Annotated in this window: 22 protein-coding genes; 10 read left to right on the top strand and 12 right to left on the bottom strand. The window is 36.8% G+C overall.

All coding sequences use genetic code 11. From position 1 onward, the window contains the following. Positions 1-236: 236 nt before the first annotated feature. The 5 genes from EKM66_RS11090 to EKM66_RS11070 all read right to left on the bottom strand — a co-directional run bounded on the left by EKM66_RS11090 (position 237) and on the right by EKM66_RS11070 (position 3,186). A complete protein-coding gene (locus EKM66_RS11090; RefSeq protein ID WP_125764613.1) occupies positions 237-344 on the bottom strand; it encodes a type II toxin-antitoxin system HicA family toxin in 108 nt (35 codons plus the stop codon). Between the two features lie 201 nt (positions 345-545). Next, complete coding sequence (locus EKM66_RS11085) at positions 546-1,199, bottom strand: LysM peptidoglycan-binding domain-containing protein (protein WP_125764611.1); 654 nt, start codon at positions 1,197-1,199, stop codon at positions 546-548. A 296-nt stretch (positions 1,200-1,495) separates the two neighbouring features. Beyond that, positions 1,496-2,194: a hypothetical protein gene (locus EKM66_RS11080; RefSeq protein ID WP_125764609.1), complete on the bottom strand. Its 699-nt coding sequence runs from the start codon at positions 2,192-2,194 to the stop codon at positions 1,496-1,498. Continuing rightward, the gene (locus EKM66_RS11075) at positions 2,187-2,579 is read right to left on the bottom strand and encodes a MerR family transcriptional regulator (protein WP_125764607.1); all 393 of its coding nucleotides are present in this window, start codon (positions 2,577-2,579) and stop codon (positions 2,187-2,189) included. The genes EKM66_RS11080 and EKM66_RS11075 overlap by 8 nt, the downstream gene beginning before the upstream one ends. Before the next feature lie 10 nt (positions 2,580-2,589). Beyond that, complete coding sequence (locus EKM66_RS11070) at positions 2,590-3,186, bottom strand: NAD(P)H-binding protein (protein ID WP_125764605.1); 597 nt, start codon at positions 3,184-3,186, stop codon at positions 2,590-2,592. A 272-nt stretch (positions 3,187-3,458) separates the two neighbouring features. Here EKM66_RS11070 and EKM66_RS11065 point away from each other — a divergent pair, with 272 nt between their 5' ends. The 3 genes from EKM66_RS11065 (at position 3,459) to EKM66_RS11055 (ending at position 4,788) form a co-directional block, all read left to right on the top strand. After that, positions 3,459-3,905 carry a flavodoxin gene (locus EKM66_RS11065; protein WP_125764603.1) on the top strand — a complete coding sequence of 149 codons (447 nt, stop codon included), beginning with the start codon at positions 3,459-3,461 and terminating at the stop codon, positions 3,903-3,905. Between the two features lie 63 nt (positions 3,906-3,968). Beyond that, the gene (locus EKM66_RS11060; RefSeq protein WP_125764601.1) at positions 3,969-4,307 is read left to right on the top strand and encodes a Rossmann-fold NAD(P)-binding domain-containing protein; all 339 of its coding nucleotides are present in this window, start codon (positions 3,969-3,971) and stop codon (positions 4,305-4,307) included. A gap of 34 nt (positions 4,308-4,341) precedes the next feature. Then, positions 4,342-4,788, top strand: coding sequence for a flavodoxin (locus EKM66_RS11055; protein ID WP_125764599.1), 447 nt, complete (start codon positions 4,342-4,344; stop codon positions 4,786-4,788). A 40-nt stretch (positions 4,789-4,828) separates the two neighbouring features. Here the strand turns inward: EKM66_RS11055 and EKM66_RS11050 are convergent, their stop codons facing one another. The 5 genes from EKM66_RS11050 to gnd form a co-directional block, all read right to left on the bottom strand. Continuing rightward, complete coding sequence (locus tag EKM66_RS11050) at positions 4,829-5,119, bottom strand: helix-turn-helix domain-containing protein (protein ID WP_125764597.1); 291 nt, start codon at positions 5,117-5,119, stop codon at positions 4,829-4,831. 2 nt (positions 5,120-5,121) lie between these two features. After that, complete coding sequence (locus EKM66_RS11045; RefSeq protein ID WP_125764595.1) at positions 5,122-5,478, bottom strand: type II toxin-antitoxin system RelE/ParE family toxin; 357 nt, start codon at positions 5,476-5,478, stop codon at positions 5,122-5,124. A gap of 103 nt (positions 5,479-5,581) precedes the next feature. After that, positions 5,582-6,934, bottom strand: coding sequence for a gluconate:H+ symporter (locus EKM66_RS11040; protein WP_125764593.1), 1,353 nt, complete (start codon positions 6,932-6,934; stop codon positions 5,582-5,584). A 32-nt stretch (positions 6,935-6,966) separates the two neighbouring features. Then, entirely contained in the window at positions 6,967-8,502 is a 1,536-nt protein-coding gene (gene gntK, locus EKM66_RS11035) for a gluconokinase (protein WP_125764591.1), read from the bottom strand. Between the two features lie 149 nt (positions 8,503-8,651). Further along, positions 8,652-9,548: a phosphogluconate dehydrogenase (NAD(+)-dependent, decarboxylating) gene (gene gnd, locus EKM66_RS11030; RefSeq protein WP_125764589.1), complete on the bottom strand. Its 897-nt coding sequence runs from the start codon at positions 9,546-9,548 to the stop codon at positions 8,652-8,654. A 131-nt stretch (positions 9,549-9,679) separates the two neighbouring features. Here gnd and EKM66_RS11025 point away from each other — a divergent pair, with 131 nt between their 5' ends. Continuing rightward, positions 9,680-10,534, top strand: coding sequence for a MurR/RpiR family transcriptional regulator (locus EKM66_RS11025; RefSeq protein WP_125764587.1), 855 nt, complete (start codon positions 9,680-9,682; stop codon positions 10,532-10,534). Between the two features lie 72 nt (positions 10,535-10,606). Here the strand turns inward: EKM66_RS11025 and EKM66_RS11020 are convergent, their stop codons facing one another. After that, a complete protein-coding gene (locus EKM66_RS11020; RefSeq protein ID WP_125764585.1) occupies positions 10,607-11,212 on the bottom strand; it encodes a pentapeptide repeat-containing protein in 606 nt (201 codons plus the stop codon). 130 nt (positions 11,213-11,342) lie between these two features. Here EKM66_RS11020 and EKM66_RS11015 point away from each other — a divergent pair, with 130 nt between their 5' ends. Both EKM66_RS11015 and EKM66_RS11010 read left to right on the top strand, forming a co-directional pair. Beyond that, entirely contained in the window at positions 11,343-11,831 is a 489-nt protein-coding gene (locus EKM66_RS11015; RefSeq protein WP_125764583.1) for a winged helix-turn-helix domain-containing protein, read from the top strand. Continuing rightward, positions 11,831-12,406, top strand: coding sequence for a Fic/DOC family protein (locus EKM66_RS11010; protein WP_125764581.1), 576 nt, complete (start codon positions 11,831-11,833; stop codon positions 12,404-12,406). Before EKM66_RS11015 ends, EKM66_RS11010 begins: the two co-directional genes overlap by 1 nt. 39 nt (positions 12,407-12,445) lie before the next feature. Here EKM66_RS11010 and EKM66_RS11005 read toward each other — a convergent pair whose 3' ends face one another. After that, complete coding sequence (locus EKM66_RS11005) at positions 12,446-14,425, bottom strand: glucose PTS transporter subunit IIA (RefSeq protein WP_125764579.1); 1,980 nt, start codon at positions 14,423-14,425, stop codon at positions 12,446-12,448. Positions 14,426-14,677: 252 nt separating this feature from the next. Between EKM66_RS11005 and EKM66_RS11000 the strand changes: the two genes are divergently transcribed. The 4 genes from EKM66_RS11000 to EKM66_RS10985 all read left to right on the top strand — a co-directional run. Next, the gene (locus tag EKM66_RS11000) at positions 14,678-17,389 is read left to right on the top strand and encodes a glycoside hydrolase family 65 protein (protein WP_125764577.1); all 2,712 of its coding nucleotides are present in this window, start codon (positions 14,678-14,680) and stop codon (positions 17,387-17,389) included. A gap of 77 nt (positions 17,390-17,466) precedes the next feature. Further along, positions 17,467-18,834, top strand: a complete 1,368-nt coding sequence (locus tag EKM66_RS10995) for an MATE family efflux transporter (RefSeq protein ID WP_125764575.1) — start codon at positions 17,467-17,469, stop codon at positions 18,832-18,834. 683 nt (positions 18,835-19,517) lie between these two features. Beyond that, positions 19,518-20,819 (top strand): SLAP domain-containing protein, encoded by a 1,302-nt coding sequence (locus EKM66_RS10990; RefSeq protein ID WP_125764573.1) that lies wholly within the window; start codon positions 19,518-19,520, stop codon positions 20,817-20,819. A gap of 523 nt (positions 20,820-21,342) precedes the next feature. Further along, the coding region (locus EKM66_RS10985) for a BspA family leucine-rich repeat surface protein (protein WP_125764571.1) at positions 21,343-23,573 on the top strand (2,231 nt) is incomplete at its 3' end.

The raw sequence follows: 23,573 nt of genomic DNA, 5'->3' as shown, positions 1-23,573 counted from the left end.
GTTAGGAACTACAGCTCGTCGTTGACTTGAATTCATCCACAATCTACCTCTGAATAACTAATTAAAGAGACAAATAAAAAGATCATTGGTAATGTGACCAATAATCCTAATATGGTTAATACATTTTCAAATTTCAAGCACGTAATTTTTCTCTAAGTCCTTCAGCAAGAGTCTCAGAAAAATCAATATGTCTCTTTTCAGCTTAAATTGCTAAATCACTAGGAATTCTTGTATTTCTAATTACCATTGCCATCAGTAAACCTATGGTGATCCCCTTTAACTCTAATTTCATAAAATCCATGATCCTTTAGAAGTTTGACAATATCTTTGGCAAGATATTCCATAATTTCCTCATTTCTCGACTTAATTATGCATACGACATATAAGTAAGTCAATTTAATAGTTCAAACGAAATTACGTGAACAAATACATTTCCGCACAAAAAAACATCAGCACCCCTCTCCGGATTCTGATGTTTTAATTTGGTTTTATTCTCAAAATAACTAATTATTGAAACGAGTTACAAAATCTACCAGTGTATTAAACTAGATAACTTCTACAGTAGCTGAAGTAACACCGTATGAAGGAATTGATGCGTTTGGCATAGCAACATCCAATTGACGAGGATTACTGTATGCAAATGTACCTGTATCATTAACTGTTCTGTACATTACTGTACCATCAGCCAATGTGATCTTCAATTGTGTACCTTTAGGGAATACTGATAGGTTGGCAGCAACACCACCATAACCCATGCTTGAACCTAGCACAGCTGGATCATAAAAACTGATCTTGAATGTACCGTGTGATGTACCTGTTGTGCTTATTGTTGAAGCTGTACTTTGTGTTTGTGCAACAGCTTGTGTTGTAGCTGTTTGTGTTTGAGCAGTAGTAGCTGGTGTATCAGTTGTACTTGCTTCTTGTGTAGTTGTGTCTGTTGTTGCAGCTACAGCTGATGGTAGGTAAACTGTTTCCCCAGGGAAAATCAAGTCGAATCCACCAACAACACGGCCGTTAGCTTGTTCTAATTCTGCAATTGTAACTCCATTATTAGCAGCGATACTCTTGTAAGTGTCGCCTGCTTCAACTGTCACGCGAGTGCTGTCCACTGTGATCGCAGCTTCAGCAGTCTTTGCAGTTGCTCCCATTGCAGTTAGGGCTGTTGTACTTAATAAAGCAATAGATAATACTTTTCTCATAAATTAAAAACATCCTTATATTTTCTTTAGCTCTCAACGCTATGAGTGATACTATAACAGGCTTTTATTACATAAAAACTTAAATAAGGTTACAAAACGTCTCTTTTTTGTAACCTTGGTAACACAACTGAAACATAAATAAGTAAAAACCTATCGTATCAATAACTACATACCTACCGAAATTTCAGAAAAAAACTTATATTTCACTGATTTATTTTCAATTTTTCTTCAAAAAAACTTGTCAAAAATAAAAAAGCCCATAATTTGGGCTTTTATTTTCGATACTATAAATGTATTTAAGAGAAATACTTCAATAATTCAAAACTCATTCTGACTAATTCAAACGAAGATTGAATTTGTAATTTACTTAAAGAAATATCATTACTATCTATCTTGCTCAACTCAACCAAATCTTGAAATGCTTTTGCGACATTATTATAGGTAGAAAATGGTTCTGAATTATATTCAGTTCTTATCAAGTTATTCTCAAAAGGACGATCATGTGGGATTTCAACAAGTTTGTCGAAGAATTCACTATCGAATTTCTTCCAATCAGTCCCAGGATAATCAAAGACCACATCCTTTAACTTTGCATCATGACTAACCAAAAAGGAAGTCATTAACATCCAACTCATCTTTTGGGAAAGATGCATTTTCTTAGCTAATACTGTCGATAAATAAATTTCGAATGAATACTTTGAATCTTCAATACTGTACTTACATTCCAAATCATCTATTAAAGTAAAGGCATTATCTAGATAGACATCCCCACAGGTCTTTTCGTTCATGAAGTCATCCATCGTTTCCTGATTGTAAACTTTCATATCACCAATATCTATCAGTTGATCCAGCGACACTTTAGAATTACCTGATAACGAAACCAAAGTCCCCTTATTATCGCGTTTCAATATTCTAACTACTTCTTGACTCTGTTTTGTCCAGTTCAATACCAGCGAATCATCCCTCATTACTGAATAATAAGTTGTATTAGACATTTTCCTTTTGATTTTCTAATTCCTTTTCAAATTTTGCTAAATGCTCATCATATGTGTTGATTTTCATTGAGAGCCTGTCATAAGTAGACTGCATATCATCAAGTTTGGCCTTGATAGCTGCCTGTTGTTCCTCAAGTATTTCCTTACGACGCCCAACTGTTGAATCACCTTGACCAAAAAGGGATATGTACTCAGATAATGACTCGACTGACATTCCTGCATTACGCATACACTTTGAAAAATTGATCCAGTTCTCATCTTCTTGTGTAAAATCACGATAACCAACACTATTGCGATGAACTGGTGGAATCAAACCTACTTTCTCGTAGTATCTGATTGTTGCTTCACTAAGTTCGTATTTTTTTGCGACTTCTTTAATATTCATTAATACACCTCTATGCTCGACTAATTCCCAAGCTTTCATTTTCATACAGAGTTGGCTCATGAATTACGCGCGTTACTAAGTCCGCCACACTAGTTCTAGAAACGTTTCTGCCAACAAATGCTTCACCTTTAAAGGTTAATTGATAATTGGTATCTGGAAAATCATCAAACCAGCTAGGACGAATAACGGTTGAATCCAAATCCGACTGTTCAACTATATCAGCCGCCTGACGATAAGGAACTAATACTGAAGGAATGTTGTCACAATTACTATCAGAGTTAACCTCATTATAAATACCCATTGAACTAATCAGAATGACTCGCTCAACACCATTATTATCCATTGACGTTACAACATTCTGGGCAACTTCTGGCAAATCTCCACTGACCCCAATAAAGACAACATCTTGATTCTCCACTGCTGAATCAACATCATCAAATTTGGTTGCATCACCAGCAATAACCGTTTCACGCTCATCATCAATCTCCCCAAGTCGATCCGTATTACGAACAAACAAGGTTAAATGACTATCACTTGATTCAAGTAAATTTTTTCTAACGATAGACCCAATCGAACCGCTAGCCCCAATAATTAATACATTTTCCACCTCAATCACCTCACGCTTTCAATTTTTGATTGCTTCCTCATTCATATCACTAAAATAATGAATTTACTTCATAACTTTTAGCGAGATACTATTAAGCGGAGGATTACAAAATATTTCGTAATCCGGAGTGGCAACCTCTTTATGTTATTAATATAAACCTTAAACCATACTTTAACGCAATATATTTTATTATTTATTTTATTATATTTTGGCACTTGCCTTAAAGTCCACTCTAAGGCGTATGCTTATCGTATATAAAGGGGGAACACGATATGTCATCAATTATTATTTATCTATCAGAATCTGGGAATACTAAAAAGGCGGCGGAATTGATTGCTTCTAAAACCAATTCCGATATCGAAAGATTAGAACCTGTCGAACCATATCCAGATGATTATGACGAGTTGGTTAAAATGTCCGGTAATCAAAGAGATAACAACATCCATCCAGAAATTGCTAACAAATTTAATTTGAACAAATACGACACAATTTATCTAGGCTATCCGACTTGGTATCACCAAGAACCAATGATTATTGATAGTTTCTTTGAAACAGTTGACTTAAAAAACAAAACCGTTGTGCCATTCACGACTACCTACAACAGTGAATTCAGTGAAAGCCAGCCCTTCATAGAAAAATTGGCTGAAGATAATAAAGTACAATTAGGTAATGGCTTCCGTGCTAACTCTGAAGCAGAAATTGAAAGCGGTTTAAAATAATTAACACGAAAATTATTATAAGCGTTAAAATGTAAATACATACAAAATTAAAGGAGCGGGTCGATGACTAACGTTTTAATCATAGGAAACAACATGGATGCATCAAGTTTAATTGATAGCGAATCAAACACTACTATTATAGACAGCAATGAACTGAATCGTATTGATTTGGATAACGCAATGGAGAATATGAACATCGTTGTGACCAAATTAAATAACGAATCAAGTATTGATCTTATTCCTACAATTGTAGAATCGATGAAAGTTTATCGAGTCAAAAAACTGATTGTTTTAAATGAAAGCACTAATTCTGAAGACAAAAATGTTCATGTAGCAACCGAATTTCTGAAATTATCGAATTTGGATTATCAAATCGTAAATTCACCAACGTCAGTCAAGTAGAACCTGTTACTTCATATTAAAGGGAGAAATTGTTATGAAATCTATCGTAATTTATTTTTCAACATCAGGAAATACAAAAAAAGCTGCTGAATCAATTGCTAAAAAAACTGGTTCAGACATCGAGGAATTAAAAGCCGTTCAAGAATGGCCCAAGGTCTTCGACGACTTAGGTGCGCTTGCACAAAAACAACGTGATACCAATGTTCATCCCGAAATCGCCAGTGATCTAGACTTAAGTAAATATGACAAGATTTACTTGGGCTATCCAACATGGTACGAGCAACCACCTATGATCATTAATAGTTTCTTTGATAAATTCAAGCTAGATGGTAAGACAGTTGTTCCATTCTCAACTAGTGGTTCAAGCACCTTTGAAATCACCGCTCCATATGTAAAAACAATGACTAAAGGAACATCAATCAAATTAGAAAAGGGATTCCGTGCTAATTCTGAAGCAGAAATTGTAAAGGGTCTTGAATAAATAAAAATCGTGCAGATTAATTTCTGCACGATTTTTTAATTTAAGCAAATGTTAATTTTATATTCTTACCAAGAGCATTGGCTATTTTTGTTAAGGTTTCTATACTGGTATTACTTCCTCTCTCAATTCTTGCAATTGTAGCTTGTGGAACACTTGATATACTAGCAAGATCACGCTGTGTAAGACCTGCAGACTCTCTGGCCTTTAACACTGCGGCAGCACTTGCTAACTTGTTGTATTCAATTTTATATTCTGATTCAAATTCTGGATCTTTTGATTCCTCAGAAATCAAATCATCAATGCTTTTAGTATACTTGTTTATATTCTTCATGATTAATCATCCCTCGATTCAAATTCAGTTCTAATACTCTTTGCATGATTTATTTCTGACCTTGGGGTTTTTTGAGTTTTCTTTGTAAAGCCATGAGTTATAACATAATTATTATCAACAACATGAAAATAAATTGCTCTCTGAATATTATTATTCATCTTTGATCTCAATTCATATAAATTATCTTCAAGTTTCTTTGTTATTTGTAATTTACTTGCTATTTGTATTCCTTGATCTTCGACTGTTTTTATTGTCGACAACAGTTTCCTTCTGTCACTTTTAGGTAATGACAAATAAAACTCTTCAAATTCATTGTGTCCATTAAGCCGCGTATAGTATCTGAACTGTGGATTTTTCATATCTTTATGATAACATATATAACATCAAAAACATCTATATTGCTCACAAAATAATATGTAAAAAATCGTGCAGATTAATTTCTGCACGATTTTTTCTTCTATATTATACAAACAAACTAAGCAACAGTACGCATAATAACCCAACAATGGAAATCAATGTTTCCAAAACAGTCCACGTATAAAGTGTTTCCTTAATAGTCAGATCAAAGTACTCTCTGAACATCCAGAACCCAGCATCATTAACATGTGACGCTGCCAACGAACCAGCCCCAATTGCAAGGACCATCAATGCTGAGTTGACACCTGCTGATTGCATCAGTGGCAACACTAAACCAGCGGCAGTTAAAGATGCAACCGTTGCCGAACCTAGTGCAATCCGTAGAACGACTGCAATCAGCCAGCCTAGGATCAGTGGTGAAATATTTGCATTACCAAACAGTTTCATCACTGCATCTCCGACACCACCATCAATCAGAACCTGTTTGAAGGCGCCACCGCCACCAATCACTAGCAATAACATGGCAATTGATTTAACAGCTTCTTCCAAACTCTTCATGATTTCTGGAGTAGCGAATCTTCGTGCCCACCCCATAGTATACAAGGCAACTAATAATGAAATAGTCATTGCGATTGCTGGTGTTCCAATGAAGGCAATAATTGAATCTAACATATTAGGGTTCTTAGGTAAGCTCCCACCGTTAAAACTCAATTGATAAATAGTAGTGATTGCCATCAGAATAACTGGAAACAATGAAGTCACTACGCTGACTCCAAAACTTGGCGTGTCCTCTAACTTGAATTTTTTCTGTGGTCCAAGTGCCGACAAATTACCCTTTCGTTCAAAGGCATCTGGTACAAACTTCTGAGCAAACTTAGTAAATACTGGTCCAGCAATAATAACTGCTGGAATGGCAACAAGTATTCCATAAACTAATACATGTCCGGAATTTGCTCCCAAAACTGTACTGATAGCGGTTGGTGCAGGATGTGGTGGCAAAAATCCGTGGGTAACTGACAAAGCAGCTCCCATCGGAATTCCCAAATACAAAATTGAAACTCCGGCTTCCGTCGCAATTGCGAAGACGATTGGAACTAACAATACCATTCCAACTTCAAAGAACAAGGCAATCCCGATAATAAATGATGCCAGAACAATAGCCAACTGTAGACGTTTCTTACCAAACTTCTCAATCAAAGTATGGGCGATTCGATAAGCTCCACCTGCATCAGCGACCAGACGTCCAAGCATAGCTCCAAATCCGAAGACAATTGACAGTTCACCTAATTGTCCACCAATACCTTCTTGAACACTTGTGGCAATTTTGTCCAACGGTATTCCCAAGCCAATTCCAACTGCAATCGAAGTAATAATCAATGAAACAAACGTATTCATTTTTAATTTAATAATTAAAAACAGTAGTAGTGCAATCCCCAAAATCAAAACTAAAAAAGCCATTCCGATCTCCTCCTCATAGGTTGTCGATAAAGCTACTTCTGGTGGTTATGTTTCTTTTGAAATTCAGCGATACTTTTGTACTCAGGCTCAAGTACACTGGAGATTCTTATCCAGATTGGTAGTAGTTCACGATAAACTTCAAAATTATCTTCATTAGGATGATGGACGTCAGTAACGCCGATCATATCTTTTACTTCAGATAGATCATCAATATATCCTAACTTCTTCATAGCAAGAACAGCGGCACCTAAGCAAGAACTTTCAAAACTCTCAGGTATGGTAACGTCCTGTTCAAAAATATCAGCTAACATTTGACGCCACAATGAGGATCTGGCGAATCCTCCGGTGGCCTGGATACTCTTAGGTTTACCAGCAACACCTTCAATGGTAAGCATGACTACGTATAGATTGTAGACGATGCCTTCAAGTGCTGCGCGAACCATATGAGCTCTAGTATGTTGACGAGTTAATCCAAAGAATGAACCACGAGCATATGCATTCCAAATTGGGGCACGTTCTCCACCGAGATATGGATGGAATAACAATCCATCCGATCCCGCAGGAATCTTCTCAGCAATCTGTGTCAAAATATCATAGGTCGAAACTTGCATTTGTTGCGCCGTAATCCGCTCTGGAGCAAATAATTGATCACGAACCCAACGGAAGACGATTCCCCCATTGTTCACCGGTCCACCAACTACCCACTTATCAGTTGTCAGTGCATAACAGAATAACTTACCATTGGGATCAACGACCGGCTTATCAACAACCACACGAACCGCTCCGCTAGTACCAATAGTTACAGCTACGACACCAGGATCAATTGCATTAACTCCGAGATTTGAAAGGACCCCATCACTAGCACCGAATATAAAAGGCACATCTTTTTCAATCTTAAGAATCTGACCATAATTATCATTGATTCCTGTGATTGAATCTGTGGTATTTACTAACTCAGGCAGGCGTGTTTCCTCCATATTAAGTAGTTGTAAAACTTGTGGTTCCCATTTCAAATCGAAGATATTGAACATTCCTGTTGCTGAAGCAATTGAGTAGTCCATCTTGTAAACGCCAAATAATCTGAAGAAAACGTATGTTTTCAAATCAATGAACTTCTTAGCCTTATTGAAAAGATCAGGATGTTCATTTTTTAACCACAACATTTTTGAAAGTGGTGCCATAGGGTGAATTGGTGTACCAGTCTTAGCATAAATCTCAGCACCGAGGCCATTGTTCTTCAATTCTTCACTATATTTAGCGGCACGATTGTCTGCCCAAGTAATTGCACGAGTTAATGGTTCGTCATTCTCGTCCATTAGGATCAAACTGTGCATTGCTGATGAGAACGATACACCTTTCAATTCACCTGGTTTTACCTTGCGCATAACTTGACCCATCACATCAATTACAGCATCGAAGATATCTTCAGGATCTTCTTCTGCCATATCCGGTGTGGTTTGAATCAATTGGTATCCTTTATTGGCATATGCAATAACCTTACCCTTAGTGTCGTACAATACACACTTTGTACTGGTTGTTCCGATATCTGTTCCAATTATGTATTCCATTAATACTTCTCCTCAAAAACTAACTTTGTACTTATGTGAGTTTACAAAGGACAACAACTTCCGCTTACTACGCCTAATAATCGCACCAACTTCGTTGGCACAATCATTAGCCTAGGTAATGCTCAAGTGTTCCCGTCTTTTGACGCACTCTATTTCTTATCCACGTCATGTCCACCAAACTCATTACGTAATGATGCAACAACTTTTCCACTAAATGTATCACTTTCTAGTGATCTGTAACGCATCATTAGTGATGCGGCAATAACTGGTGTTGGTACTTGCAGCTTCAATGCTTCTTCAAGTGTCCACTTGCCTTCTCCAGATGAATGCATAACACCCTTTATTTCATCCAAATTTGGATCTTTTGAGAACGCCGACTGCATCAATTCCATTAGCCATCCACGAATAACTGATCCGTTAGACCATACTTTGGCAACTGCTTCATTATCATAATCAAATGGACTATGTTCCAGAACGTCATATCCTTCAGCAATTGCCTGCATCATTCCGTATTCAATTCCGTTATGAACCATCTTCAAATAGTGACCACTTCCAGCCTTACCTGTATACAAATAACCGTCTTTCATAGCTATATCTTCAAAGATTGGTTCAATAATCTTGAAGGCTTCTTTATCATCGCCACCAATCATGAAGTTACCATCACGATTAGCACCACTCATGCCACCAGAAGTTCCAACATCAAAGAACTTAATTCCATATTTCTTTAAAATTTCATTATGTTTAAGTGAATCTTCATAGAATGAATTTCCACCATCTATTACAATATCATTTTTATCAAGAATACTACTTAAATTATCAATAGTTATATTTGTTGGTTTACCCGCAGGCAACATTACCCAGACAATTCGTGGTGCTGCCATGTTTTTAACATCACTCAAATCATTCATTACTTCTGCACCAAGATTATGTGCCGACTCTTTAGCATCTTCATTCAGATCAAATGCCATTACTTCATTACCATTACGAATCAAATTCTCCGTAAGGTTAATTCCCATTTTGCCTAACCCAATCATTGCTAATTTCATGTTATGCATCTCCTAAAACGTTTTCATAATCATAGTTTACGAAAAACATTTTCATATTGCAACTATAAATGCGAAAAATATTTTCATAAATTAAAAGTTATGCTACTATAACAGTTATAAGAGGTATAACTATGGCACAAAATATTACGATTTTACTGCAATCATATTATGATCATTTAAGTAGTTCAGCGAAAAATATCGCTGATTATTTATTGAGCAATCCTGAAATAGATTCAAATTTAACCATCAATGATTTGGCTAGGCAAACTGGTTCATCCATATCAACGATTTCACGTTTTGCCAAAAGCCTTGGATTTACCAGCTTTCAACAATTGAAATTAAGCTTACTGACTAGCAATCAAACTTCAAACACACCATTCAGGGAGATCAATGCTAATGACTCCAATCTCGATGTAACCAAAAAAATATTTTCTGCCAATATTTCGACCTTGAATTCTACTTTAAAAATAATCACCGAAAAGCAACTAAACGAAGCCGTTGATATTATCAATCATAGTAAAATAGTCGCACTATTTGGCCTCGGTGCATCGTCAGTTGTCGCTCAAGATGGCTATCACAAATTCCTACGCTCAGATAAGACTCCACTCTTTGCTAGTGATTATCACATGCAATTAATGATGGCTACAACTCTCGAATCAAATAACGCTTGTGCTATCCTTATCTCACACAGTGGAGAAAATAAGGATGTGTTAGCAATTGCCGAAAAACTGCAAAAAAATAATATTAAAACTATCGGTATAACCAGCTATGGCAATTCTTCACTAACAAAAATCGTTGATGTAGCATTATTGTCTGTTTCAGAAGAAACTAATTATCAAAATGAAGCATTGCATGCAATCATTGCACAAATTTCATTGCTTGATACCCTGTTTGTTCTAACAGCTGTCAAAGATGGTAAAGAAACCGACGATATCTTCAAAGAAATACGTAAAACAATTGATCGTACTAGAAACAAATTGAATTGATGAAATATATTTATCTACACAAAGAGCCAATGAACAAAAATGTTCATTGGCTCTTTTGCTACCATAATTAAATCACTCAACTTTAATTCCAAATATACCAATCAGAATTGCTGCCTGATACTGATTAACAATTAATCCACGTGATAATTCTGGACTGATCGTTATATTGTCGAATTCAGAATTCTGGAATTCGAATCCCTTCAACTTAGTCTCGCCAAAATCGGCGTCAGTCAATCTACATCCAGGGAACTTAACGGTCTTCTTAACCTTCAAAGCTTGGAAGAATCCACCAGTCAGATCACAATCAACGTAATCAATCTTCTCAAACCTGCTATCGGAGAAGTTAGCATATGCTAATTTGCAATCTCGAAATTCGGTATTATTCAAATAGCAATTATTAAAATCAGTACCTGACAATTGCATACTGCGAACTTTGCAGTTGTACCAATTACTTCTGCTGAAATCACTTCCGGCTAATTGGCTGTGATTCCATTGAATATTCGTAAAACTAACACGACTAAAATCTGTTTGTTCAAAATCACAGTGATCAAATGTTATATCTGAAAAGTTTATCGAGTCACTGATGGATTCAAAATGACAATGCTTGTAGTAATACCCATCCTCAATCTGGTTCATATTTAATGTCTGGTCCTCTATTGTTTCGATAGGCTCGTTCAATTAAGTTCACTCCAATATTATTAACTTATTACCAGAATATCATTTTTAATTTATTTTAGAAGCGACGCTATAACGTTATTTTTTGACGCTATATATACAAAATGAGATACTGTATACGGAGGTGTTTGGAATGCAAACATATCATAAAGACAAAGTACAATTAGATCCATCATTGAATGAAATAATTTATTACAAAAATGGAGTTAAACCCAAGATAAGTGAATTAGCAGATGCCTCACATTTAAACAGAAATACAATACGTGATGCTCTTAATAGACCTGTCAGTAAAACATCATTTGGTGTAGTCTCTAAGATTTTGAATGTAACTAATATCTCTATTGAAAAAATTGCAGAATTACTTACCAATGAAAAATTAACACCTGAAGAAGAAGAAATTAAATTTTTAAACTCCTGTGATTTATCAGATAAAAGTATAATGGGAATTAAGTTTAGTAGCGATGACAATTATTGGAAAACTCGTGATAGCATTCTTAACAATATTTATGAAGGTTTCTCACCTACAAAAGAAAATGTTGTAAACTCTTATATGATTTTGGAAGAACATAAGAATGAAGAAAAAGTTCTATCAAATATCATAGAAAAATATCGTGAAGATTAATGAATTGGATTGAGGAAACACTTCAAAGTAATGGAACATTAAAGAATAAACTTGGTATTAAAAATTCAAAGCGGCTTATGCAAGCTGAAAACGAGATCGTTCAAATAAAATACTTATCTATAGATAAATTCTCAGCAAAAAACATTGATAACTTAAGACAAACAAACTACTACTTATTCTCTGATTTATATGATTGGGCTGGTAAATTCAGGGATGGTAATTTCCACAAAGATAAAACCGAATTTTTTCCTAGAAATCGTTTTAATCTTGCCATTATGGATTTGAACAATCAAATAGAACACATAAATGAAATGTCCTACAAATCAGATTTTGCTTTAGCTACGGATTTAGGCCAGTTATTGCTAGACTTAAATCAATTCCATCCTTTTAGAGAAGGAAACGGCAGGACTCAGAGAATATTCATAAAACTTTTGGCAAGACAAAAAGGAAAAAATCTTTTAATTGACAAGGATTCTGCAATGTATACTGAATACATGAAAGCATCAATAAACGATGATAAACAATTAATGACAAGAATAATATATAACTCTATATCAACGCAAAAAAGATTATGACCACCAAACAGGTGACCATAATCTTTTTAATTTATCAAATTAACCTTTATTAACAGCTGGTTCACGGCTACCAAGTCTTACCTTACCGACTTCGTGAACGTTCTCTTCTAAGTCTTGTTCCTTGAATCCGAACAAGTATGTACATGTGAACGATACGACGATCGCGGCGGCAGATGCAATCAAGTAACCTGTGAAGCTACTATCAATACCTTTTGGATTGATGAATGATGCAAATCCGATCAATGATCCGGCGAAGCCCCACATATCAACATGGAACAATCCTGTAAGTAATCCTCCGACAGCGCCACCGATATTGGCAGTCCAGAAGATTCTTCCGTATTTCAAATTAATACCATACATTGCAGGTTCTGTAATTCCAGAGAATGCTGAAATTGTTGCAGCACCAGCGATTTGTTTCATTCCAATATTCTTCTTTGTCTTAAAGAATACTGCCATAACTGCGGCACCTTGTGCGACCATTGTTGCTGAAACAATGGCATTCAAAGCACTGTGTCCAGTTGTAGCAATCTGGTTGGCAACAACCGGAATAACTGCCCAGTGAAGTCCGAAGATAACCAAGCATTGATAGAATCCACCAATGATCAAGCCAGACAATGCTGGACTGAACTTGAGCAATGCAACGATACCCATAGCAAGATATGAACTCAATAATGTGATAACTGGTCCAACGATTACCAAGATAATGGCACTTACTACGAATACTTCTACTAATGGACTAACAATCATTCTAACTGTAGCTGGAATATGTTTTTTCAGCCATGGTTCGACGATCGATGCCAACCAAGCGGCAGCAATCATTGGGAAAATTGAATATGTATAATTTGCAACATGAATTGGCAAACCGAAGAAGTCGGCATTCATATTCATTTGAACTGAACTAGTCTTTGATGCAAGTTGTACCAAAGTTGGATATGCCAGTACACCACCAATTACTCCAACAATAATCTGATTGGATCCTAATCTCTTAGCAGCAGTGAACCCAACTAGTATAGGAAGGAAATAGAATACTGAATCACCCATAGCATTAATAATCATATATGTAGCACTTGTATCTGATAGCCATTTTGCGGATACGATCAAGGATAATAATCCCTTTAAGATACCTGCGGCAGCTAGTAATCCAATGATAGGCATCATACTGGCAGTAATAACACCGATCAATGAACTGAAATAATATTTTGTCTTAGGCCAGATACCTTTTGGTGCTGGCTCTTTTTGTGCTCTGGTCTCATTATTGTTAGCACCAAATGTTGGTCCTAAGTGATCAACGACTGCATCGAAGACATCTTCAACTGCTGGTCCAATAACAACTTGATATTGTCCACCAGCCTTAGCTACATCTAAGACACCGTTCAAATTCTTAATAACATCGTCGTTAGCTTTGCTTTCGTCCTTCAAATAAAAACGTACACGTGTTATACAGTGAATAACATTATCAACGTTTTCCACTCCACCAACATTCTTAACGATATCCTTTGCTAATGCATCGAAGTCAACTTTGTTCTTAGTCTTTGCTGGTTCTTTCTCTCCCTTAGCAAACAGACTAGCTGTTGCCACTGGATCTCCTGCTTCTACATTACCTTCGTGGACTTTGATTTCTTTCAAGACCATAGCGGTATTAGTTATAGCAACAATAACATCCGTTACCTTGCCAGCGTCCTTAATTTTTGCAACATCCATAGTCGCAATCTGTTGACCGGCTTTAACGGTATCGCCTTCTTTAACATAAACGTCAAATGGCTCCCCGTTCAATTCAACCGTATCAACACCCATGTGGATCAATACTTCTAATCCATCATCAGTATCAAGTCCAATGGCATGTTTGGTACTTGCAACCAAGACTACCTTACCAGAAACAGGAGCAACAATGCTGCTGTCACTAGGTATAACGCCATAGCCTTCGCCCATTGCCTTTTCTGAGAACATCGGGTCATGAACAGATGATATTTTCACGGAATCCCCGCTGACTGGAGCTAGCATATTCACAATGTTCTTCATAGTCGGATACCCTCCTAACACATATTTTAAAAATGGCAGAAGATGATTTGTAATCAAGAAAGGATAATCGTCTTCTGTCATCGCTTACAGTCATAAGATACTACATTATAAATCTGTTTAAACATCAACTTTGAATAATTATTTTTATGAAAACAGTTATATTTGTTTAAACAAATAAGCATATAATGTAAATAAGAACGTATATGTTTAAACATCTTCTTTAAACATAAATAAATGTATCGGAGGGTTATCATGACGCCACTATATTTAACCGTTACTGATAAGCATATTACCTATTCATATGAGGATCAGAACACCACAGCTACAGTGCAGCAGACTTATAATATTAATCCCAGATTGAAATTGACCGAAAACTTTGTCAACTTCAAGTCAAAGCTTCCCGAATATTTTGATGTAATTGTAATTTTGAATCCAATTGATGTTGAACTAAAAGACACGATTGTCAGTTGTCTTGATCAACCAATCGATATTGGACTATATATGGAGAACCTATTTCACATCCCTACAGTTGGTATCCACCAAGTTGCTAAATTAGGCTTGAAACAAGCAGCTTCCATCGAAACAGAATATGCTGGATGGCATCTTGACTACTATGGTATCGAATCTGGTAAAAATCAGTATTCCCAAGAATCTATGCAGACACTAGGAAACGGTTATTTTGGACTGCGTGGAGCCTATGTAGAATCCAAGGCCGATGAGAACAATTACCCAGGAACATATGTAGCTGGCGTGTTCAACCAATTGACAACTAGTATCAACAATAAGGATATCGTCAATGAAGATCTGGTTAACTTGCCAAACGCACAGTACATTACCTTCAGTATCGACGATACCGAACCATTCAAGCTCAACGAAGAAGAACTAGAAAATGTCTTCCGTTCACTAGACATGAGATCTGGATTGCTGACGACAACTATGTTCATTCGCCTAAAGAATGGTAAGCGTCTCAAGGTAATCAGCCGCAAAGTTGCCGACATGAAGAATTACCACAGTTATTCATTGCAATACACCGTTCAACCATTGAACTTCTCTGGCAAAATGAAAATTTACACAGAAATAGATGGACAAGTAGTTAATGCCAACGTTAAACGTTATAGCAACTTGAACAATCACCATTTGATCACTGACAAAACATTAGATGAAGGTAATATCGCCATACTTTTAGCTCACACTCGTAATTCAGATATCAATATCGCCGTTGGTTCAAAAATCGACTCTCCTAATCTCAGTGAATTAAATATTCATACCAACAAAGCTCATGATAAAGTATCCCAATCAATCGAATTTGAAGTTGTTGAGGGAAATACTTATACACTTGAAAAAACTGTCAGCATCTATACATCGCTAGAAACTAAGACTGATTTGGTTGAAGCAGTTAAGTCACATGCCTATCACAAGACATTTGCTGATGCCGTAAGTAACTCGATGGGAAGCTGGCAAGAAATCTGGAGTAATGAATATCTTGAGATCGATGGAGATATTACTTCACAAAAATTGCTTCACTTGAACGCCTTCCACGCCACTGTTTCAGCTCAACAAAACGTCAATAAAGATCTTGATGTTTCAGTTGGGGCTCGTGGATTACACGGTGAGGCTTATCGTGGACACGTCTTCTGGGATGAATTATTCATCCTTCCATATTACAATCTGCACTACCCTGACCTGACTAAGTCATTATTGATGTACCGTTACAATCGACTAGATTCTGCTAAAAAATATGCAAAAGAGAATGGTCTTGAAGGTGCAATGTACCCTTGGCAATCAGGGATGTATGGTGATGAACAATCACAGATAACTCACTTGAACCCAATCACCAATCAATGGGATCCTGACAATTCACGTAAACAAAGACACGTCTCACTTGCCATTGCCTACAATATCTGGAACTACTACAGCATGACCAATGATGAAGAATTCATGCAGAAGTATGGTTTGGAAATGTTACTGAATATTACCAAAATGTGGATAAGCATGTCTGAATACGATGAGAAAACCGGTAAATACACCATTGAAAACGTCATGGGACCAGATGAATTCCACGAAGGATATCCTGACAAAGAAACAAGTGGCTTAAAGAATAATGCTTATACAAATATCATGACCAGCTGGGTATTCAAGAAGGTTGATTACCTATCAAGTCATGAGCCACAAGACGTATTGGATGATAATTACAAGCGTGCTGATTTCTCGGATAAAGACCTCGAATTAACTAAGAAAATCAGACATAATCTCGAACTTGAATTCAATCAAGATGAAATCCTTGCCCAATTCGACGGTTATTTCGATCTAAAACCCATTGATTTCGACTATTATCGGCGTCAATATGGCGATATATCCAGAATGGACCGTATCCTCAAAGCCGAAGGTGACAATCCCGACGACTATCAAGTAGCCAAACAAGCTGATGCATTGATGGCTCTCTATATATTAAGAGTTCCAACTTTCTTCCATCAGTTAAATGACCTTGGATACGAAATTAAAGATAAAAATGAATTCATAAAAAAGAATATTGAATACTATTTGAGTCGAACAACACATGGTTCAACACTTTCAAGAATCGTTTACTCAATGCTCCTACTAAAAGTTGGAAATAAAGATTTGGCTTGGAAATTATTCTACCAAGCATTAACTTCTGACTACTCAGACATCCAAGGTGGAACCACCGCTGAAGGTATTCATCTCGGTGTTATGGGTGCAACACTTAATGTCGTAACTAGCTTCTTTGCCGGAATCGATTATCGTGGTCCAGAACTAGAAATCAACCCTAATTTACCCGATGCATGGCAGAGTATCAAGTTCAATATGATATTCAAAGATATCCACTTCTACTTCACAGTTAGTCACGATCAGGTTAGAGTTATTCCTGATAAAGACATTGTGGTCGTTTTTAAGGGCGATAAAATTAAGTTAGATGCACACAAAGAAAAAATGTTAGATTATTAAAATAATTCTATTTACTCCTCTCTCAAAATGTATCATGATAGAATAATCGTGATTACGTTTGGAGGGGGGATTTTTTATTGATCGATTTAACAAATGGGAAGCCTTTGAAGGTTATCTTTTTATATACGATTCCATTGTTGATGGGGAACTTTTTTCAACAGTTCTATAGTTTCATTGATACTTTGATTGTCGGCCGTACTATCAGCGTTAATGCCCTAGCTAGTGTCGGAGCCACTGGTGGACTGACTGGATTAGTTATCGGATTTGCTCAAGGTATGACTAGTGGTCTAACTATCTTGACCGCGCGAAAACATGGCGCTGGAGACGAACGTGGCGTCACTAAAAGCTTTGCATCAGGTATTATAATTTCATTATTCATCACTGTAATCTTTACAATACTTGCCCTATTAGTCGCATACCCATTGCTAAAGGCAATGCAGACACCGGCAATATTGATACATGATGCATTTGTTTTCCTAGAAATAATCTTCGCTGGTATCTTTGCCTTCGTCGGATTTGACTTCTTAGGTAATACAATGCGGGCCTTGGGAGATTCACGTGTTCCATTGTTCTTCTTGATCGTCAGTACAGTTCTGAATATTCTATTAGAGCTAGTCTTCATCCTCTACCTCCACATGGGAGTTGCTGGTGCGGGATTAGCTACAGTTGTTGCGCAAGCGATTTCAATGGTTATCTTGTATTTCTATATTAGAAGAAAAATACCATATCTGATTCTTAGTAAATCAGACTTCAAAATAGATATGGAAGAAATCAAAGAATTACTCAAGGTAAGTTTGCCAATGGGATTCCAATCATCAATTATTGCCATTGGCTCAATCATTCTGCAATTCATGCTTAATACCTTAGGTGCCGATGCCGTTGCTGCTTACACGGTTGCCGGAAGAGTTGAACAGATTGCCACCCTTCCAGCTTGGAGCTTCGGTATTTCACTTGTTAATTACACTGCACAGAACTTGGGTGCCAAGAAATACTCACGTATCCTCGAAGGTGTTAAAAAAGGTATCGCCATGTCAGTTGGTTCAAGCATTACTATTGGTTTGATCCTGATCATGTTTGGTCGAAATATTTCACATCTATTCATGAACGGCAGTGAAACACATGTCTTGAACTTGATTCAAATCTACTATTACTTCAACGGATCAATGTACTTCATGTTATCGATATTGTTTATCGTTAGATATACATTGCAAGGATTGGGTAATCAAAAAGCTCCCACGATTGCTGGAGTTGCCGAACTTCTCATGAGAGTCTTTGCCAGTGTTGTTATGATTCGCTTCTTTGGATTCTATGGCGCTGCTATGGCAAGTCCCCTTGCTTGGATCGGTTCAGTTCTTGTTCTTGTAAGTACTTGGAGAGTTGAATGGAACAAGTTGAGTAAGATGAAAGATGGGAATGTTGATATTCCTGAGGAAATTATTGAATAGGATTTTCGTCTACAGAACAGAGAACAATCACCTGCTATGCGAAACGAACCGAGCCTTAGGTACGGTCCCGGTTCTCGGTTTGAAGCTTTGCTTCGCAAATCTTCAAACTTGTTCGGTGGTGTAACGGCTAAAGCCGTAACTCCACTTTCATAGCTGGTGATTGTTCTCTGTTCTTCCGACTTGTTTCGTTCATTAGTAAAAATATAGTTTCATACTGGTTACAATTACACCAAAAGAGCTGTATTGCATTTGATAAATCAGATGCGATACAGCTCTTTTGTGTTAATCAGTATCGTTCGGTTGGTTTTAGCATACAAGCTATTATTAAGGACACTAAAAAAATAAGCCGAATCGACTAGGCAAGTCTCGACTTATTCTTTAGTATAAGTATTTGCCACCGCTCCAGCGGTGTTGCTGGCGGTATAACCCATTGTAGGGGTTTGCCGTCTTTTTTATTACACTCACATTCTATCAGGTATATATTAAGACTTCAAACATATAAGCATATGTAGATCAAATTACATGTGCTTTTTTACTACAAACACATTGGTTATTTTAAATAATAAATCTCTAAATATTCCTATAATTGTAATACTTAAGGATTGCGTAAGATAAATCTAGATTAATGTATAACTAAATTTTGCATACTATGATGTAGATACCATATATGGGAGGTTTATATTATGAGAAAGAACAAACTATTAATCGGTACAACTGTAGCGGTTCTGCTTGCTCCAATGATGATTACTAACTCAATTCTAGATGTGCACGCTGATTCCGCCAAAATCGGAATTGTCAGACGCAACGGCGGTACATTAGTTGATGGCAATGGGAAAGTTATTGCCAACAGAAGTCTTGGCAACTTCACTTCATGGCAACTGGGTACCATGAAGACTATTAACGGTGTTAACTATTACAAAGTAGCCACTAACGAATGGATCAATGCTAATTCTGTTGAAATCAAACAAGCTAATAACACAGGATATAGCGTCGACTCTAATTCAGGAAAAATTGGGACCGTTAAACGCGGCATGGGTACACTAGTTAACGATAATGGTAATATCATCGCTAACAGAACTCTTGGTAACTTCACTTCATGGAAGCTTGGTGCTACTAAGGTAATGAATGGCAAACATTATTATCGTGTGGCAACCAATGAATGGATCAGTGCAGATTCAATCGAGATCAAATCTGCTAACGAAACACCTAGCTATATGAAGGGAATTCAAAAAACTCCTGGATATAAAGCTGTTATCCGTCAAGGTGGAGCCGTAGTCTTCAATGACTTCGGTAGTGAAACACAATATTCATTCGGCCACGGTACAGCATGGAAAGTCGATGCCATGAAATACAATGGTGGTCTTCCCTATTATCGTATAGCAACTGGAGAATGGATTGCTGGTCAAAACGCTGACATTTACAATGCTGCTGGGACTTTGATCAATGGAACTGCGCAAAATAACAACGGAATCACCGCAACTCCTGGATACATAGGAACAATATTCCATGCTGGTTCCATGTCTTATACCGACAATGGTCAAATAACACCTAATGCATTCGGCCATTTTACATCTTGGAAGTTAAATGGAAAGAAAACGATGAATGGTCAAACGTATTATCGTGTTGCTCCAAACCAATGGATCTCTGAAGATTCCATGGCAGTTACAGATGCAAACGGACACACCGTAAATCAACAAGATGTTGATAGAGAAAACAACAATGCAACTAACTGGGGCGGAACATTCCAAGCTCAAACCACTGCCCTACGTGATTTTTATGATAATAGTACTAATACATATGTTAAAAATCCGTTCGGTGCCGGATCAAACTTTACTATCTACAAAGCCGTTAAGAATAATCAAGGTAAATATTTCTTTGAAGTAGATAAAAACAGATGGTTGCCTGCGGATGCATTCAGCATTACGCACAATACCGTATTCGAAAATGCAGACTATGAACCATATTTTGCCACATCAGTTAAATAGTACTTAAGCCACTAGAAAGCAATTTTCTAGTGGCTTTTTTATTATAATTATTATTATATTTATGAAGTAATGTGCTGAATATTAGCCGTTCTTGGTTTAATCTCATTCAGTCGCCAAATGATCATTCTTAGGAACTGAAAAGTTGGCCATCCCCAATAAAGTAAAAGTTACTCAAATAATAAAATACAATCAATCTTAAAAATACCTAAAATGTGGCAAAATGCCAATATTACGCCGTATACATAATAACGTATATATACAAGTTCAAATTATAAAAAATCATATTTGAATTTTTCGGTCTTAGAAAGCTGGAAAAACCCTTATAAAAAGGCTTTTTCAATCATTCGCTAGCGGTTACATTTAATAGATCCTCTAATTAATAAGTCATGAAAGACTAGACGCATTTCCATTTTTATTAAATAATTCTTACCGTAAATGAAATATATATAAATATATAATAACTATACTTTTTAACTGTAATGTTAGGTTTTTTCTAACAATTTAGAGGATAGAGGGCAAAATTATGAGATTTCAACAATTAAATCGTGACCCAAATACTGTCATGAGAAAAAAATTAGTCAAATCTAAAAAGAATTGGGTTGTTATTAGCAGCCTATCACTAGCTGGAGGATTGTTCCTGCTTGGAGCACCAACTAACATCGCAAAGGCTGATGTTACTGCGGATACACAAGCTCCATTAACAATGGTACAAAGTGGTACCACTTCCGGTACGGAGGATCCTGCTACAGTTAAAAAATCTGATTCAGATGCCGCACCTCTAGATAAAACTCAAGATACACCAAATACTGGTGACAAAGATACAACACCTGCACCAACAACTGATCCTGTTGATACAACAGTTAAAACTGGGACTGAAGCCACTGCTACAAGTAGTGATGCAGATAAAACTGCCGCAACTGCTGCTGACGCCACAACTGGTTCAACTACAGAAACACTTGATACAGCTGCATTGGAACCAGCTAAAGGTACTAGTTCTAAAGCTTTATTAGCTAGTTCATTGATGAAAGTTGCAGCCGCTCCTGCTGCTGGAACTCTTGCTGGTGCTGATACTCCTACAGATGGCGCCACAGCTGATGGTACAACTCCTGTAGATGGTACTGCTACAGATGCTGACGCAACTAAAGCTGTTGCTGAAGATACTGTTGTTCCTACTACTGACACAGGTAATGGTTGGCATGTTGTTGCTAACAACGATGGTGTTAACACAAAAACATTAAATATTGGAAATACCTATGGTAATAAAGTTTTAGATAATGGTACAGGAGTAGACCACGAACGCTGGGGTGGTAATACAGCAAATATCACTCAGATTAATGTTGAAACGCCAATGGTTGCACCTACAGACTCATCATATCTATTTGCTAACATGACAAACCTAACCAAAGTTAACGGACTTGATAAAATAACCACTGGTAATGTTGACAATGAAATTCCTAACAATACAGGAAATACAGAAGGCATGTTCAAAAATGATGAAAAATTGACATATCTGGATTTGTCATCTTGGTATTTACGTAACGTAACTAATTTGAGCCATATGTTCGAAAACGACCATTCTCTTGAGAAAATTCAATTTGGAGATGAAACTTTTAAAAACATAAGGAATGCAAGTTATGCATTTGCTAACGACGAGAAATTAACTGATATACTTGGAACAACGGCAAATATCTCTGGTACTAATGCTTGGTTTGGAGACACTAGAAATCCCGGAGATTTACAGGGCATGTTCAAAAATGATATAAGCCTTACAAGCATATATATAACAACTTGGAATTGGGGCGTAGGAACTAACACCGGTGACTCAACAAAGGGTGAAGGAATGTTTGATGGTACAGATCTTAAAGAAATAAAGCTAAGCCATTCACTGATATTTGATGCTAATACTGCATTAACGTCTAATTCAGGAACTACATGGACAAATGCAGATACTGGTAAAAGTTTCTCAGGTATCCCAACTTATACATCTGGTCAACTTACAGATGGTATCGCATATCTTTACAACGGTAATGGTCCTATTAATGGTACTGCTACCAGTCTTCTTTATGTTGCCAGTGGTGCTGCAAAAGCAGGTGATACTGTTGCCAATATGGTCACTATCCACACCACACTTAATGGAGATGACGGAAGTGATATTGTAAATAACATAAGCGGTACATTTAATACAACTGTAGATGCAGAGGCACCCGCCACAATAACGGTCAATGGTATTACATATACCTTGACAAATGACCCAACTGTATTTCTTGAACAAACTCAAGCAACAGCTAGTCCTGCAGCTACGTACAGCTCAGCAGAGGCATCTGATGGAAGTGTAACCGTAAGCACAGATAAAGGTGGAACAGTTACAATTCCTATCTCAGGTACTGGACATTTTGTAGGTCAAAGTTCTGATGTAGATGTATCAGATATCACGGGTGTTATTGGTCTTCCGAAAGGTTATCATATTGCAAGTGGTACTACTGTTAACGTCAATTTTACAGCAGACACAACTACTCCTAATACATCAACATCTACTGTTACTTTAGTTGGTGATCCTGTGGATGGTAAATCACTTTCTGTCGCTACTAGTGAAGGTTCGACCATTCCTCTTGATGTTCAACCTGGTAAAGTTGGGGATACTCAAACTTTTACTATTACTCAAGATGTGTTACCTGCTGGATATCACTTAGCTGATAATCAATCAAAAGATGTTACCGTAACTCTTACTGGTGACCCTGATAATCCTTATTCTAT

Source organism: Companilactobacillus hulinensis, assembly GCF_003946555.1.
In the GTDB taxonomy this organism is placed as follows: Bacteria; Bacillota; Bacilli; order Lactobacillales; family Lactobacillaceae; genus Companilactobacillus; species Companilactobacillus hulinensis.
The sequence above is the reverse complement of the archived record's forward strand: the minus strand, read 5'-3'. Positions and strand labels throughout refer to the sequence as shown.